Source organism: Ruegeria sp. CH8 (assembly GCF_056536985.1).
Genome location: NZ_JBQFQR010000004.1, coordinates 44,422 through 58,247 on the forward strand (window position 1 = coordinate 44,422; position 13,826 = coordinate 58,247).

18 protein-coding genes are annotated in these 13,826 nt (G+C 57.6%); 7 read left to right on the plus strand and 11 right to left on the minus strand.

What is annotated here, in order from left to right:
• Positions 1-44: 44 nt before the first annotated feature.
• The gene (locus ACR0ER_RS05545) at positions 45-1,340 is read right to left on the minus strand and encodes a short-chain fatty acyl-CoA regulator family protein (protein ID WP_480768061.1); all 1,296 of its coding nucleotides are present in this window, start codon (positions 1,338-1,340) and stop codon (positions 45-47) included.
• A 205-nt stretch (positions 1,341-1,545) separates the two neighbouring features.
• On the opposite strand from ACR0ER_RS05545, the gene ACR0ER_RS05550 reads away from it, so the two are divergent.
• The 4 genes from ACR0ER_RS05550 (at position 1,546) to aat (ending at position 4,768) form a co-directional block, all read left to right on the plus strand.
• Positions 1,546-2,082, plus strand: a complete 537-nt coding sequence (locus ACR0ER_RS05550; protein ID WP_480768062.1) for a LuxR C-terminal-related transcriptional regulator — start codon at positions 1,546-1,548, stop codon at positions 2,080-2,082.
• 151 nt (positions 2,083-2,233) lie between these two features.
• Positions 2,234-2,728: an acetyl-CoA carboxylase biotin carboxyl carrier protein gene (gene accB, locus ACR0ER_RS05555; RefSeq protein WP_480768063.1), complete on the plus strand. Its 495-nt coding sequence runs from the start codon at positions 2,234-2,236 to the stop codon at positions 2,726-2,728.
• A 9-nt stretch (positions 2,729-2,737) separates the two neighbouring features.
• Positions 2,738-4,087 carry an acetyl-CoA carboxylase biotin carboxylase subunit gene (gene accC, locus ACR0ER_RS05560; RefSeq protein ID WP_170332590.1) on the plus strand — a complete coding sequence of 450 codons (1,350 nt, stop codon included), beginning with the start codon at positions 2,738-2,740 and terminating at the stop codon, positions 4,085-4,087.
• A 48-nt stretch (positions 4,088-4,135) separates the two neighbouring features.
• Positions 4,136-4,768 (plus strand): leucyl/phenylalanyl-tRNA--protein transferase, encoded by a 633-nt coding sequence (gene aat, locus ACR0ER_RS05565; protein ID WP_480768064.1) that lies wholly within the window; start codon positions 4,136-4,138, stop codon positions 4,766-4,768.
• Here the strand turns inward: aat and ACR0ER_RS05570 are convergent.
• The 6 genes from ACR0ER_RS05570 to ACR0ER_RS05595 form a co-directional block, all read right to left on the minus strand.
• Positions 4,723-5,091 carry a DUF2155 domain-containing protein gene (locus tag ACR0ER_RS05570; RefSeq protein WP_480768065.1) on the minus strand — a complete coding sequence of 123 codons (369 nt, stop codon included), beginning with the start codon at positions 5,089-5,091 and terminating at the stop codon, positions 4,723-4,725. The two genes, aat and ACR0ER_RS05570, sit on opposite strands and share 46 nt — an antisense overlap.
• The gene (gene mlaD, locus ACR0ER_RS05575; RefSeq protein WP_480768066.1) at positions 5,088-5,540 is read right to left on the minus strand and encodes an outer membrane lipid asymmetry maintenance protein MlaD; all 453 of its coding nucleotides are present in this window, start codon (positions 5,538-5,540) and stop codon (positions 5,088-5,090) included. The genes ACR0ER_RS05570 and mlaD overlap by 4 nt, the downstream gene beginning before the upstream one ends.
• Positions 5,541-5,552: 12 nt before the next feature.
• The gene (locus ACR0ER_RS05580) at positions 5,553-5,936 is read right to left on the minus strand and encodes an NADH:ubiquinone oxidoreductase subunit NDUFA12 (protein ID WP_170332598.1); all 384 of its coding nucleotides are present in this window, start codon (positions 5,934-5,936) and stop codon (positions 5,553-5,555) included.
• Positions 5,937-6,015: 79 nt separating this feature from the next.
• Positions 6,016-6,378, minus strand: coding sequence for a RidA family protein (locus ACR0ER_RS05585; RefSeq protein WP_480768067.1), 363 nt, complete (start codon positions 6,376-6,378; stop codon positions 6,016-6,018).
• A 63-nt stretch (positions 6,379-6,441) separates the two neighbouring features.
• Positions 6,442-7,707, minus strand: coding sequence for an ATP-dependent Clp protease ATP-binding subunit ClpX (gene clpX / locus ACR0ER_RS05590; protein WP_170332602.1), 1,266 nt, complete (start codon positions 7,705-7,707; stop codon positions 6,442-6,444).
• Between the two features lie 132 nt (positions 7,708-7,839).
• Entirely contained in the window at positions 7,840-8,472 is a 633-nt protein-coding gene (locus ACR0ER_RS05595) for an ATP-dependent Clp protease proteolytic subunit (protein WP_239336169.1), read from the minus strand.
• 312 nt (positions 8,473-8,784) lie between these two features.
• On the opposite strand from ACR0ER_RS05595, the gene ACR0ER_RS05600 reads away from it, so the two are divergent.
• Together ACR0ER_RS05600 and ACR0ER_RS05605 are read left to right on the plus strand one after the other, a co-directional pair.
• A complete protein-coding gene (locus tag ACR0ER_RS05600; protein ID WP_170332606.1) occupies positions 8,785-9,126 on the plus strand; it encodes an ArsR/SmtB family transcription factor in 342 nt (113 codons plus the stop codon).
• Between the two features lie 463 nt (positions 9,127-9,589).
• Positions 9,590-9,727, plus strand: coding sequence for an entericidin A/B family lipoprotein (locus ACR0ER_RS05605; RefSeq protein WP_480768068.1), 138 nt, complete (start codon positions 9,590-9,592; stop codon positions 9,725-9,727).
• Between the two features lie 1,109 nt (positions 9,728-10,836).
• Here the strand turns inward: ACR0ER_RS05605 and ACR0ER_RS05610 are convergent.
• The 4 genes from ACR0ER_RS05610 to ACR0ER_RS05625 form a co-directional block, all read right to left on the minus strand.
• Positions 10,837-11,283 (minus strand): hypothetical protein, encoded by a 447-nt coding sequence (locus ACR0ER_RS05610; protein ID WP_170332610.1) that lies wholly within the window; start codon positions 11,281-11,283, stop codon positions 10,837-10,839.
• Between the two features lie 170 nt (positions 11,284-11,453).
• Positions 11,454-11,939, minus strand: coding sequence for a hypothetical protein (locus tag ACR0ER_RS05615; RefSeq protein WP_480768069.1), 486 nt, complete (start codon positions 11,937-11,939; stop codon positions 11,454-11,456).
• Between the two features lie 115 nt (positions 11,940-12,054).
• The gene (locus ACR0ER_RS05620) at positions 12,055-12,234 is read right to left on the minus strand and encodes a CTP synthetase (protein WP_170332614.1); all 180 of its coding nucleotides are present in this window, start codon (positions 12,232-12,234) and stop codon (positions 12,055-12,057) included.
• A 112-nt stretch (positions 12,235-12,346) separates the two neighbouring features.
• The gene (locus ACR0ER_RS05625; protein ID WP_170332616.1) at positions 12,347-12,667 is read right to left on the minus strand and encodes a hypothetical protein; all 321 of its coding nucleotides are present in this window, start codon (positions 12,665-12,667) and stop codon (positions 12,347-12,349) included.
• A 187-nt stretch (positions 12,668-12,854) separates the two neighbouring features.
• Here ACR0ER_RS05625 and ACR0ER_RS05630 point away from each other — a divergent pair, with 187 nt between their 5' ends.
• A complete protein-coding gene (locus ACR0ER_RS05630; RefSeq protein ID WP_480768070.1) occupies positions 12,855-13,802 on the plus strand; it encodes an aldo/keto reductase in 948 nt (315 codons plus the stop codon).
• The last annotated feature ends 24 nt before the right edge of the window (positions 13,803-13,826 follow it).

Sequence of the window (13,826 nt, forward strand, 5' to 3'; positions counted from 1 at the left end):
GATCGACCCATCTCTGCCAGCTTACGCGCAGTGTCAGGAGACTGTCAAAAACCTTCGCTCAAAATAGAAGGTTCGCGGCGGGATGCGCAATCGCTGCTTGGGCAAACCCGGCAACTGGGACCAACCCTTGCAACCGCTTGTTCATCCTGGGCAACGTCCTCTACCGACCGTACCAGCATTACCGAACGATAGATTGGCCCGTCGTCAAAATCGGATATGTGCTGCGGCCACGCATAGGCAAAACAATCGAAGACCGCCGCCGTCCGCCCAAGCTGTACGACGCGTTTGCGGATCGGCACCAACGGCCGATTCAGCGCCTGAAACAGAGGCCACAGGGGGCAAGCCTCACCAAAGCGAGGCATGGCGAATCCGGGCACGGATTTGCTGAACAGTATACTGCCAGAGGCATCACATATGACCAGCCCCGTCGGCCGCCCCAAATACCCGCCTGGCAAAGCAGCCAGACGCCGCAGCACCGTCGCGACATTCACCGAGAACCGCGCCGCCAACTGCAACGGGTCCAACGGAGCCTCGGCCAGTGCGGCCTGCAGCCTGTCCAACGGCATCGCCTTGGCATCTGCGGCATAGACCCTCAAAAACTCGCGTGTCACGGTTTTTGCAGCGGTGGATTCCAGATCGCTCAGGTCTATTTCCGCATCCTCGCCGTCCTCTTCAACCTCGGGGAAATGGTGCCCGTGGGCCTCGAAAAACGCTTCTACATCTTCCATCGGAACGCCGCGATGATCACCATCAGAATCGCTTTCATCCAGATAAGCGACCAGCGACTTGGAGCTTTCCGCTAGACGTTCGGCGTCCTGATGCAGGTTGGTATGAAAGCGGTCCTGCCATTCGGGTTCGATATCCTGTGTATCCGCCAGAATCGCGGCGGTTGACCGAATCGCAGCGGCGGTTGACAGAACCTCATGCATTGAGGCCGCCAGATGCGGGTCGTGAGTCAGACGGTCCGACAGCGTTTCGACAGTGCGCTCCAGCGACACGACCCGGCGGTGCATCTGCGATAGCACACCTGCCCATCCGGGGAACCGGCCGGCAAACTCCTCAAGCCCGTCCAGTTCCGCCTGCTGACCAACGGCATCGGCGGCGGCTTCGCGCAGGGCCGAGATCAGCGTAGCCTCGATCCCTTGCGTCAGCACCGACGGCTCTACCGCCAGCGCCCCGGCGATATCGACCAACAGCTTACCGCCAATCCGCCGTCGATTATGCTCGATAAGATTCAGATATGACGCTGAAATCCCGACCTGACGCGCCAGTTCCGCTTGCCGCAGGCCCGCGATCTGGCGCCTTTCACGAATGCGGCTGCCTGTCAGCGTGTCGCGCATGTTCTCACCCCTCCCAAAGCGAAACAATCCGAACCTGATCTCGGTTTATTTTCAGAACTCTTACTGTATTTCTAGTAGTTAAGTCAGAGTTTTCATAGGTCATTTACAAGTTTGACAAAATAGGATCACCGGGCGCCCGTAAGGGGTAGGCAGAATCTGCGTGGGCCCCCTTCTAATTTCCCTGAAATCCCGGCACGATAGCCGGATGAGCGACCCCGCGTTTGAATATGCGCCAATCGGACTTGTCGAATTGGAAAACCGGATCATCCGGCGCTGCAATTTGCAGTTCGCCCGTACCTTTGGCGGTGAGGCCGCGGATTATCGAAACATGCCCCTTTTGCACCTTTACCCCTCGGTGGCCGACTGGGAACGTATCGGCGCACGCAGCCTGCAGGTGATGCGCGACACCGGCTACTACACCGATGAACGTGTCATGCGGCGGCGCAACAGCGATCTGTTCTGGTGCCGTGCACGCGGGCGGTCGCTGACCCCGGATGACCCGTTCCGCCACGGTATCTGGAGCTTTTCCGACATCTCGGAAGAACGCCCCCTGGTCGAACTGACCGCGCGTGAACGCGAGGTTGCGATCCTGTCTTGCCGTGGCCTGTCCGCCAAGGAAATCGGGGCTGAACTGGAGCTCAGCTATCGTACAATCGAGGCCTATCGCGCCCGTCTTTTGGAAAAATTCGGGGCCCGCAAACTGCCCGAACTGGTGGCGAAACTTTCGGGAATGCCACTATAACCCCTCCTGCCCTTCAAAATCTTCATTAAAACCCCCATCTGACAGGCCCGGACGCGCTTTTCATGGCCGGGCGCATGCCTTATAACGCTGCGTAATCAGACCAAAGCCCGCATGGAACAGACGGGCCAAAGGGGAACCGTCGAGGACACTCATGACAGACACCAAACACGAAGCGGATGTGGCATTCATCAAGGCACTGGCCGAATTGCTGCGCGAAAACGACCTGACCGAGCTGCAGGTCAAACGCGAATATGGCGAGGAAGACAGCCTGAACGTGCGCGTCAGCCGCATGTCTCCGGCCGCAGCCGCTCCGGTTCAGGTCGCAGTTCCGGCGACAGCACCCGCCGCAGCCCCGGTTGCCGCTCCTGCCGCTGCCGAAGCCCCCGCCGCGCTGGAAGATCCAGCCAGCCACCCCGGTGCAGTGACGTCGCCCATGGTTGGAACCGTTTACATGCAACCCGAGCCAGGCGCGCCTGCGTTCATCTCGGTTGGTGCATCGGTGTCCGAAGGCGACACGCTGCTGATCGTCGAAGCGATGAAAACCATGAACCACATCCACGCGCCCAAGTCGGGCACCATCAAGCGCATTCTGGTCGGTGACGGCGACGCGGTGGAATTCGGCACCCCTCTGGTCATTGTTGAGTAAGGCGGGCCCATGTTCGACAAGATCCTGATTGCCAACCGAGGCGAGATCGCCCTGCGCGTGATCCGCGCAGCGCGCGAGATGGGGATTAAGACGGTCGCCGTCCACTCCACCGCCGACAGCGACGCGATGCATGTGCGCATGGCGGACGAATCGGTGTGCATCGGCCCACCGCCCAGCCCGCAAAGCTATCTGTCCGTACCCGCGATCATCTCAGCCTGTGAGATCACCGGCGCGCAGGCGATCCACCCCGGCTATGGCTTTTTGTCCGAGAATGCCGAGTTCGTTCAGATCGTCGAAGATCACGGCATCACTTTCATTGGCCCCACCGCAGAACACATCCGCGTCATGGGTGACAAGATCACCGCCAAGGACACGATGAAGGCGCTGGGTGTGCCTTGTGTTCCGGGCTCGGACGGTGGCGTGCCCGATCTGGCCACCGCCAAGAAGATCGGTGAGGAATTCGGCTATCCCGTCATCATCAAGGCCACCGCCGGTGGCGGCGGTCGCGGCATGAAAGTTGCAAACAGTGCCGCTGAGATGGAGAGCGCCTTCATGACCGCTCGTGCCGAGGGCAAAGCCGCCTTTGGCAACGACGAGGTTTATATCGAGAAATACCTGACCACGCCGCGCCATATCGAGATTCAGGTCTTTGGCGACGGTAAGGGCAAGGCGGTGCATCTAGGTGAGCGTGATTGCTCGCTGCAACGCCGCCACCAGAAAGTGTTCGAAGAGGCCCCCGGCCCCGCGATCAGCCCGGAAGAACGCGACAAGATCGGTAAGATCTGTGCCGACGCCGTGGCCAAGATCAACTATATCGGCGCGGGCACCATCGAGTTCCTATATGAAAACGGCGAGTTCTATTTCATCGAGATGAACACCCGCCTGCAGGTGGAACACCCGGTGACCGAAGGCATCTTTGGCGTCGATCTGGTGCGCGAGCAAATCCTTGTCGCCGCTGGTGAGGACATGTCGTTCGGTCAGGACGATCTTGAGATCAATGGCCACGCCATCGAGGTCCGGATCAACGCTGAAAAACTGCCCAACTTCTCGCCCTGCCCGGGCAAAATCACGGCCTATCACGCGCCGGGCGGTCTGGGTGTGCGGATGGATTCGGCGCTTTATAACGGGTATTCGATCCCGCCGTATTACGACTCGCTGATCGCCAAGCTGATCGTTCAGGGCCGTGACCGGGCCGAGGCGTTGGCGCGTCTGGAGCGGGCCTTGGGGGAACTGATCGTGGACGGCATCGACACCACCGTTCCGCTGTTTCATGCGTTGTTGCAGGAACCCGACATCCACAGCGGCGACTATAACATCCACTGGCTGGAGCGCTGGCTTGCGGAGCATATGGCCGATTAATACAACTGGGCTGAAGGGCACCAGCCCTTCGGCCTTCGGGCATTCCCAATGAGCCTATCCCCGGAACTCTTACTCCACAGCTATTCCATCGGCATTTTTCCGATGGCCGAACACCGTGACGCGCCAGAGCTGTTCTGGGTTGATCCCAAATTTCGCGGTGTCTTTCCGCTGGATGGATTTCACGTGTCGCGAAGCCTTACGCGACGTATCCGCAAAAGCGGATTTTCAGTGACGATCAATCAGGATTTTGCCGGTGTCGTTGATGGCTGCGCAGATCGCGCGGACACATGGATCAACGCCGAATTGCGAGATCTCTACCAACAGATTCACCACCTGGGCCACGCGCATTCTTTAGAGATCTGGGAGGCGGATCATCTGGTCGGAGGCGTCTATGGTATCGCACTGGGGGCGGCGTTTTTCGGAGAGAGCATGTTCTCGCGCCGAACAGACGCGTCAAAAATCGCGCTGGCCTATCTGGTGGACCGCCTGCGGCAAACCGGCTTTCAACTGTTTGATACGCAGTTTCTGACCGCGCATCTGGCCTCATTGGGCGCGATTGAAATTCCGCGAACACAATACCGACGGGAATTGGACGAGGCGATCAATGCCAGCGCGGATTTCACCGCGCCGCTGGCTCAGTCACCCGAAGGTGTCATACAGCGGATCACCCAGACGTCGTAACGCGCATGGTCCAGCGCGTTCAGCGCCGGAGATGTGGCAATCATCCAGCCGTCGAATAATTCGTCCGGCTTACCTTTTTCCCAGATCGTCAGATAGGCAAAGGCATCACCGGTCGGGTTCTCGGCCGGGTAACGGCAATCGCCGAGCGCAACGTCCAGACCAAAAACTGCCGTGGTCTCACCGTTCTGCAATTCCACGTCTACGGTCTGCCCGCTGACCTTGTCGAGGCCCCGCAGAATCGCTCCGGGGCCTGATTGCGCCTTTTGCTGCGCCATTGCACCCGAGGCGGCCAGTAGCGCCGCAATCAGGGCAAAACGCCTCATTCTCCGCCGTCTCCGGCCACGAATTTGACCAGTAGCGAAATCAGGCTGACAGCACCTTGCGTGTCTTCGACCTGATCGCCGGGTTCAAAATAGAATGGTGAACCGCCGGGCATTACCTCGACAAAATTGCCGCCCAGCAAACCTTCGGATGAAATCACGATGGCGCTGTCATCCGGCACCAGAATGCCGTCCGCAATCGAAAATGTGGTGTCAGCGCGATAGGTATCCGGGTTCAGGTCAACGCCCGTCACGGTGCCGATCTTGACCCCGGCCAACCGCACATCCGTGCCTACGCCCACGCCTTCGAGTGAACGGAACGACGCCTCAAGCTTATATCCCGCACCACCTTGCGACAGGCCGGTGGACTGGCTGGCATAAACGCCAAAAGCGACGGCGCAGGCCAGAACGGCCCCACCGACAAGAACTTCGGTAACGTTGTAACTCGACATCGCTCGCCTCGTTTATTCCGGGCTCCAGGCCTCATAATCCGTGCGCTCAACCGGGTCGACACGGCGCAGCGACCCCGCAGGGGTATAGGCCAGAGCCGTCCCCGTCAGGTTTTCCTGGTGCGGTTTTTCCCAGGACTTGTGCTGCAACGGTTTGTCGGTCGGCGGCTCATCCCAGGTGCGGTGCAGCCAGCCGTGCCAATCTGGGTCGATCCGACTGGCCTCGGCCTCACCATTGAAAATCACCCAGCGCTTGCTGTCATCGGCATTGCGATAGAACACATTGCCCTCGTTATCCTCACCGACCTTGACGCCTTTGCGCGCGGTATAGAACTGCGTGTTCAGAGTGGCCCCGTTCCACCAGGTTACGGCCCGCAAAAGACTGTTCAGGATACCCATCGGTTGCCTCCGACATTTCTGTTCCCGCAGATATGGACCAAAGCCCCGCCAAGGTCCAGTGCCACTAGGGCCGCACCTGCTATTCCGGCAGATATGCCGTTACTTCGACTTCGATCCGGTACTTCGAGTCGATCAAACCGCACTCAATCATCGTTGTAACCGGTGGATTGTCGCCGAAATATTCCCGCAAAATTGGCCAGCAGGGTTCGAACTCGGACCGGTCCGGCAGCATATAGGTCACGCGTACGACGTCTGCGAAACTAGCCCCGGCTTCGGTCAGCGCCTTGCCGATCGTTTCAAGGGCCGACCGGCACTGCGCGGTCACATCATCGCCCTGCCCGACCGTTCCGGCGACATGAACCCAACCACCGGTAACCACGGCGCGGCAATATCCGATTTTGGCCTCAAATTCTCCACCCGAGGAAATGCGTCTGATCGTCATAGTGACCCCCACAAGAAAACGGCGCGGTCAGTGCCGCGCCGTGTTTGTTAAATCGTTTTGAGCTTAACCGGCAGATGCCGATTCCGCCGCATCCGCGTAGATGATCAACGGCTGCTTGTCGGACGACACCGCCTCTTCGTTGACCACAACCTCGGTCACGTTCTTCATGCCCGGGAGTTCGAACATCGTGTCCAGCAGGATATCTTCGAGGATCGAACGCAGACCACGTGCACCGGTTTTCCGTTCGATGGCCTTCTTGGCAATCGCCTTCAGCGCATCGTCGGTAAAGGCCAGTTCAGCGTCTTCCAGTTCGAACAGGCGCTGGTATTGCTTGACCAGAGCGTTCTTGGGCTTGGTCAGGATGGTGACCAGAGCGTCCTCATCCAAGTCTTCCAGTGTTGCCAGAACCGGCAGACGGCCAACAAATTCCGGGATCAGACCGAATTTCAGCAGGTCTTCGGGCTCCAGATCCTTAAAGATCTCGCCCACACCGCGTTCGTCGTTATCCCGCACATCGGCGCCAAAGCCCATGGCCGAGCCCTTGCCGCGCTGCGCGATGATCTTGTCCAGACCGGCAAAGGCACCACCACAGATGAACAGGATGTTAGTCGTATCCACCTGTAGGAATTCCTGCTGCGGGTGCTTGCGCCCACCCTGCGGCGGCACGCTAGCAACGGTGCCTTCCATCAGCTTCAGCAGCGCCTGTTGCACGCCCTCGCCCGATACGTCGCGCGTGATTGATGGGTTTTCGGATTTGCGCGTGATCTTGTCGACCTCGTCGATATAAACGATGCCGCGCTGCGCACGTTCGACGTTATATTCGCTGGCCTGCAGCAATTTGAGAATGATGTTCTCGACATCCTCACCCACATAACCGGCTTCGGTCAGGGTGGTGGCATCGGCCATGGTGAACGGCACATCCAAAATCCGCGCCAGCGTCTGTGCCAGCAGTGTTTTACCACAACCGGTCGGGCCGATCAGTAGGATGTTGGATTTCGCCAGCTCAATATCGCTGCCCGCTTTCTGAGCATGGTTCAGGCGCTTGTAATGGTTGTGCACCGCGACCGAGAGAACCCGCTTGGCCGTAGCCTGACCGATCACGTAGTCGTCCAGAACTTCGCAGATATCCTTGGGCGTCGGCACACCGTCCGAGGATTTCAGGCCACTTGCCTTGGTTTCCTCGCGGATGATGTCCATGCACAATTCGACGCATTCATCGCAGATAAATACTGTCGGGCCGGCAATCAGCTTGCGTACCTCGTGCTGGCTCTTGCCGCAGAAGCTACAGTAGAGCGTGTTCTTGCCGTCACCGCCTGAATTCGTCGCCATGTTCTACCTTTCGGGCTTCGTCCCTGCGGTCCCCCTCGGACCGCTTGCCGCCTGTTGGTGCAGCTTAGGCCAGCACCGAGACGGCTACAATCTCAAAATGCGCCCCCGCACGATACGCGCGGGGGCTTAACGTCAGGCCTCTTCGCCGTCCATTTTGGCGCGGTTTTCGACGATTTCGTCGATGTGGCCCCAATCTTTTGCCTCTTCCGGGCTCATGAAATTGTCACGATCCAACGCTTTTTCAACCGCCTTTTTGGTCTGGCCGGTATGACGTACGTAGATGTCATACAGGCGATCTTTCAGTTTCTGCGTTTCGGCCGCGTGAATCATGATGTCGCTGGCCTGACCCTGATATCCGCCGCTGGGCTGGTGTACCATGATGCGACTATTGGGCAACGAGAACCGCATCCCCTTCTCACCACCGGCCAGCAGAACCGACCCCATCGAGGCCGCCTGACCGATCACCAATGTCGAACATTTCGGCTTGATATACTGCATTGTGTCGTAAATCGACAAACCGCTGGTCACAACACCGCCAGGCGAATTGATGTAGATCGAGATCTCTTTGCTGGGGTTTTCTGCCTCCAGGTGCAGCAGTTGGGCGACGACCAGATGGCTCATCCCGTCATGGATTGGGCCGTTGATGAAGATGATCCGCTCTTTTAGAAGGCGCGAGAAAATATCGTAGGCACGTTCGCCCCGGCTGGTCTGTTCGACCACCATCGGGACGAGCGTATTCATATAGGTATCAACTGGATCGAACATTCTGAACCTGCCTGCTTTGCTAAGGATCGGGACATTACCCGAAGAAACGTTACCCGAGTCTTAGTGTCGCCACAGGGGGGCTGCAAGGGGGACAGAGTACTTCATGCATCGGCGCGGTATTTTGCGGGTCGCTCCTGCTGTCTCGAGGGCACTGCGACAACCATCCACCAAACCTATATGAGATTACATCACATTATTTTGATCCATGCATATGGAAATTCATGATCAAAATATGTACCCAAGGATCATAATTCTGTAGTGCCGCCCACCCCAACTTTTCCCCGGCCTCCAGGTATAAAAAGGAAACACACGATGGCCCTTCCCCAGCTTTCGCAAGGAACACCCCCGAAATCGTTCGACAATATGCTGGAAAACGCGACGCGCGCGTCGAATTTCCTGAAAGCCATCAGCCATGAGGGGCGCCTGATGATCTTGTGCCATTTGGTGTCAGGTGAGAAATCCGTGACCGAATTGGAAGAACTGCTGTCCGCTCGCCAAGCGGCTGTATCCCAACAACTGTCACGTTTGCGTCTTGAAGGTTTGGTCACTCCCCGCCGCGAAGGAAAGGCCATCTATTACCGTTTGGCCGATGACCGCCCGCGCCGCATGCTGGAACTGGTCTACGACATGTTCTGCGGCGACGAAAAAGACTGAGTGACCGACCAGTTCGTGCTCTATCAGGCGGCTTTCACACACATTGCCCAATACCGTGCAGCGGTTCGGAACATGGCAAAATACAAGTGCAATCCGCTCAAATCCGACGCATTTTGACTGCCCATCAGACGCTTTTACGTCATGTCCCTGCGCGTTGTCGCATTACTTGTGAGCCTTCTCGGGACCGACGACTGCGGACCTCTCTGAGAGGTCGAGGCGAAATCAATTGTCAACGAAATTGCATTGGTGATCGTTGCTGCTGGCTACAATTTCGTAGGCAGGTTGGGTGGTTCTGTTCTAACCGAAGCACCGGCCGGGCCAGCGTCACCTGAAGGGCCGCTCTCAATGGTGTTTCAATGCCTGTTTTGCCGTTGATCCGTAAAGTTTGAACAAACCTTAAAGCGCTGGTTGCACTCAAGGAAAACTGATACGCAACATGAGACTGACACAAATGGAGACACTCATGATCCGTACAATCTTGGTAGGACTTACCCTGTTCACTCTCACCGCATGCGAGACCGCAAAGGGTGCTGGCAAAGACATCGAGAAAGCGGGCGACGCGATTCAGGACGCAGCCACAGACGTTCAGCAAAACCTGTAACGTACGTATTTTGCAGAAATTTGCGCATAAGCAACGTAAAATTGATCCTCAACTCAGGCCACATTTGGCTTTGGGTTACAGGTACATAGACGCGGTATTGCACATCTGACTCGACGCGGGGATCTTGTGAACACACAAGATCCCCGTTTGGTTTTCCTACAAGGGGAAAGTGGCAGCCTGTTTCGAACCGGAATACGGTTAAAGGAAAAGGCGTCAGGTGCACAGACACGGTCTATACATGTACCCTTGCGGATACTCCTGACGCCTTGCCGGGTCGACACGTCCGCAGACGTCCCGAGCCAGTTTCCGAAGCCCCTGAAAGAGCCACGGCCGCTGTACAGCACCCGAAGACACCACACAGTTTGCGACGGCCTTCTGAGAGGATGACCACTGATCCGGATACGGCACCCCGATCACCAAACATCCACCGGTAAGTCTCGGCGCAACAAGTCAGATCCTAAAACCTGCCCTCACCGCGCAGACCCCCTAGCCTTTGCGCCCCACCCCGTTCCTGAGAACTGTTGTGGTACAGAGACTGTCGCATTGGCGCCTGTGATCCGACAAGAAAATAGCACTGCAGCATAAAAAAAGGCGGGGATAACATGTTGATATCCTTTGGGAGGGTTTTGGGGATAACTCAGGAATTCTAGCTGCAGCGTCAGCTTGAGGCAGGAAAACTCTGAATTGGCGCAAAACACCCAACGACATTACGTTTCTGCAACTGCATTAGGCCCAATCTGGTTGCTGACCACAATATCTGAGGATCCCGGTTCTTATATCCCCACTTCGCGATTCGTATCACACCGCGCATTTTGCCATTGAGAAATTTAGAAACGGAACCCGGGTCGGACGCGCCTCCTCCTCATCTGAGACGTCGCGCTGAAGGCTCGCGAGGTTCGGGTGGCCAACGCCAGTTTACGCCGTAATCCGGCACAGGCCGATCCAAACCTTGTCGCAGGTAGGACGAAGCGCGTCCAACCCGTCTCCCTCCCGTTGGAGACCTTTGTTCCACTTCCTGAGAAACGTTCTGGCCCGGCCGGGATTACCGTTTACACGCTGCGGCAGACTGCCGCCAGCACCCCCTACAGACCGACCAGGCCAGATACGCTTCAGTTCACCTGACGTTCCAGAACGGTGCTGTAGGTCGTTCCGTTACGCAGGCTACGGAAATCCGCATAGATTTTACCCTCTTCGTACCGGGCATCGATCAACGCATTCGCGCCAATGACCAGCGGTGAGGTTTCGACGATCCCGATGCTACCCGACCCATCGAGGCTGATGGTCCCGGTGGCCTCATTCACGTTCCATTCAGTATCGCCGTCACGCCGCCACTTGCTGGGGCCCCAAAAAACGTTTTCCTCCTGAATTTGGATATCCAGCATCCACTCAGCTTGGTTGAAACGCGGCTCTTCACCACGATGGGCATGGGTTGGCGAGACGGTCGTGTACGACCCCAGCCATGTGCCGCGCAGGTCCGGCGCGTCGGCCAAAGCGGCTGTTCCTAGGGTGAGGGTTGCGGCCAGAGCGGCTGCTCCGGCAGTCATGTATCTGGTCATTGGCTCTCTCCCCCAAAGCTGTGGCCGTCCTTGGCCTGCTGATCAGATTGGGAGCGAGAGAGCCGGTTGCAACTTACCTAAGGGAAACTTCATGATTGGTTCACAGAACCCTAAGACGGCTACAACAGGCGGGGCCAAAAACCCCTCCTTAACCCATTGTGAGATTTAGCCTATTCCACCGTTATACTGCCAGTGATTGTGTTCACAAATTTCTTGGTGTCCGGGTCGGTCAGGGATGAGAATGTCCCTCCGCCCGTTGCGCTCGCCCAATTGCCCGAGCCGCCCGAGACGGTCCAGTCCCCGGTCAAAGCGCCATCCGCGCCGAACCCCGAGGCAACCCATGTCATCACCGCCTTTTCCCCTGCGGCAGTGTCGAACACACAATTCCCGGTGCCCGAGACCCCGGCCCCATTGACCAGCAGCGCGCCGAAACACGCACCTGACGCCCCCTCCAGAGGGTGCCCGGCTGCGACCTCGAAGCTGTCATAATTGGTCTGCGTTTTCACCACCGCATGCCCGTCCGCGATACCGTAGACCTCATTCGCATTCATCCCCATGCCTTTGCCTGCGGCGTCATGGGTCTCGGCTACTGCCAGACCTCCGGACAAGCCGAGCGTCAGGGTTGCGGTTGCGGTCGCAATTAAGAACTTGTGCATAATAACCTCTCATTTCTGAGGGGCAGGCGTTGCAAGCATATAAAGAAAAAACCGCCTGAACGCGGTCCCCCGCGCGGAGGATAACACATTCCGATCTTTGCGTCTAAACCGGGCCTCAGCCTTCGAGCTTGCGAGCCACCAGAAACGAGACAGGGAACGCCGCCACAAAGCCAACAACCGCCGCGATCAGCAGAGTTGTCCACGCGGCGTGCCCCATGACCAGCACCGCAATAACCGCGCACCCCGCAAGGGTGGAACCAAGGAAGATGTGAAGGATCAGCGTCAGGGGCGACATGGGGGCCTCGTGTTTTCCAGTGTGTTTCCGGGGACGCTAGTACCGAGGTCGAAAGCGGTCCTTGATCTGGGTCAGACTGCCGGTTGAATTCAGGCAAAATAGCGCGGCGCGATCAGGCCCATGCCAGCGCCGTGCCAACTAGGACAAGGGCAATCCCTACGGCCTCGCGATAAGAGAAGTTTTCGCCAAACAGAAAGTACGAGGCGATGGCGATCAGGATAACTTCGGCCCCCAAAATGCCGGTATAGATGATGCCCAACCGCTCCTCGCGCAGGGCGGCGAGTTCCAGCGTTGCGGCGGCCAGCAGGGTCGCAACGATCAGCAGGCTGAGGCCAACACCGGGGATTTTCCACCAGAACTTCATCGCGATCATGGCAACGGAATAAAGGCCTGCTGATCCAAAAGCGATAAGGGGAACGAGCGATGTAGACATAAGGGCCTCCTGCAAAGGTTGCCGTCAGGTCAACTGTAGCAGATGGGCGGATTTGGGGCTGTGAGGTGGGTCACAGTTTCAGGTTCCATTCTCGCTTTTCTTCTTATGTTTATTTGCCCCCGAACTTGCAGTGATGGGTCGACCTGTTCAAAATTCAATTATTCATATGCGACTTGGGAGGGGTGCAATGACAACACTTTGCGAAATAGGTCAAACCGGAGTGCGAATCCCACGAATTGGCTTTGGATCAACCGGTATAGGCAACATTCCACAGATTTACGGTTACGAAGTTGATGAGAATCGGGCGCGCGAGACCATACGTGCCATACTTGCCCGGCCCGACGGGTTTATCGACACCGCCCGAGGCTATGCGTTGGGGCGTAGCGAGGAGCGCATCGGGAGTGTCATCCGTGAACTCGGTGGCTGGCCGAAAGGCCGCGTTCTGTCCACAAAAGTAGACCGTGACATGGAAACGAGTGTTTTCGACGCCGCCCAAGCGCGGCGGTCCTTTGAACAAAGCCTCAAGGCTCTTGAGGTAGATCGCGTGGACATCCTTCATCTGCACGACCCGGAATACGCTGGTGACGTAACTGAGATTACCCGCAGCGGAGGTGCGCTGGACGAATTATTCAAAATTAAAGAGGAAGGATTGGCAACTGCAGTTGGTCTGGCGGGCGGGCAGTTGGATGTGTTGATGCCAATGCTGCGCGAACGGGATTTCGACGTGGTGATGACTCACAACCGGCACACGCTTGTAAACATGAATGCGGCGCCGCTGATCGAACTGGCCAACTCGAAGGACGTTACGGTATTGAACGCAGCGCCTTACGCCGGCGGAATCTTGGCCAGAGGCAGCGCAATCCATCATTTCTACGTCTATCGGCCAGCAACAGAAGAAACGCTCGCCCCTGTGCGCGCGGTTGAGGAAATCTGTGCCCGGTATGACGTGCCCCTAGGCGCCTTAGCGCTGCAATTCTCGATGCGGGACGCAAAAATAGCGTCAACGGTGTGTGGAGTGACTTGGCCACAGCATGTGAGACAAACACTCGAATGGGCGGATTGGGATATCCCAAGAGCGGTTTGGAGTGAACTCGCGGAACTTGGTCAGAGTGACGCTGATCCTGAGGCCGTATAGAACCGATCAACGGAGAGGAAGGAC

Bases quoted from the DNA above. Each gene is read 5' to 3' on its own strand.
- ACR0ER_RS05545 (WP_480768061.1), bottom strand. From the start codon at position 1,340: ATGCGCGACACGCTGACAGGCAGCCGCATTCGTGAAAGGCGCCAGATC.
- ACR0ER_RS05550 (WP_480768062.1), top strand. From the start codon at position 1,546: ATGAGCGACCCCGCGTTTGAATATGCGCCAATCGGACTTGTCGAATTG.
- accB (WP_480768063.1), top strand. From the start codon at position 2,234: ATGACAGACACCAAACACGAAGCGGATGTGGCATTCATCAAGGCACTG.
- accC (WP_170332590.1), top strand. From the start codon at position 2,738: ATGTTCGACAAGATCCTGATTGCCAACCGAGGCGAGATCGCCCTGCGC.
- aat (WP_480768064.1), top strand. From the start codon at position 4,136: ATGAGCCTATCCCCGGAACTCTTACTCCACAGCTATTCCATCGGCATT.
- ACR0ER_RS05570 (WP_480768065.1), bottom strand. From the start codon at position 5,091: ATGAGGCGTTTTGCCCTGATTGCGGCGCTACTGGCCGCCTCGGGTGCA.
- mlaD (WP_480768066.1), bottom strand. From the start codon at position 5,540: ATGTCGAGTTACAACGTTACCGAAGTTCTTGTCGGTGGGGCCGTTCTG.
- ACR0ER_RS05580 (WP_170332598.1), bottom strand. From the start codon at position 5,936: ATGGGTATCCTGAACAGTCTTTTGCGGGCCGTAACCTGGTGGAACGGG.
- ACR0ER_RS05585 (WP_480768067.1), bottom strand. From the start codon at position 6,378: ATGACGATCAGACGCATTTCCTCGGGTGGAGAATTTGAGGCCAAAATC.
- clpX (WP_170332602.1), bottom strand. From the start codon at position 7,707: ATGGCGACGAATTCAGGCGGTGACGGCAAGAACACGCTCTACTGTAGC.
- ACR0ER_RS05595 (WP_239336169.1), bottom strand. From the start codon at position 8,472: ATGTTCGATCCAGTTGATACCTATATGAATACGCTCGTCCCGATGGTG.
- ACR0ER_RS05600 (WP_170332606.1), top strand. From the start codon at position 8,785: ATGGCCCTTCCCCAGCTTTCGCAAGGAACACCCCCGAAATCGTTCGAC.
- ACR0ER_RS05605 (WP_480768068.1), top strand. From the start codon at position 9,590: ATGATCCGTACAATCTTGGTAGGACTTACCCTGTTCACTCTCACCGCA.
- ACR0ER_RS05610 (WP_170332610.1), bottom strand. From the start codon at position 11,283: ATGACCAGATACATGACTGCCGGAGCAGCCGCTCTGGCCGCAACCCTC.
- ACR0ER_RS05615 (WP_480768069.1), bottom strand. From the start codon at position 11,939: ATGCACAAGTTCTTAATTGCGACCGCAACCGCAACCCTGACGCTCGGC.
- ACR0ER_RS05620 (WP_170332614.1), bottom strand. From the start codon at position 12,234: ATGTCGCCCCTGACGCTGATCCTTCACATCTTCCTTGGTTCCACCCTT.
- ACR0ER_RS05625 (WP_170332616.1), bottom strand. From the start codon at position 12,667: ATGTCTACATCGCTCGTTCCCCTTATCGCTTTTGGATCAGCAGGCCTT.
- ACR0ER_RS05630 (WP_480768070.1), top strand. From the start codon at position 12,855: ATGACAACACTTTGCGAAATAGGTCAAACCGGAGTGCGAATCCCACGA.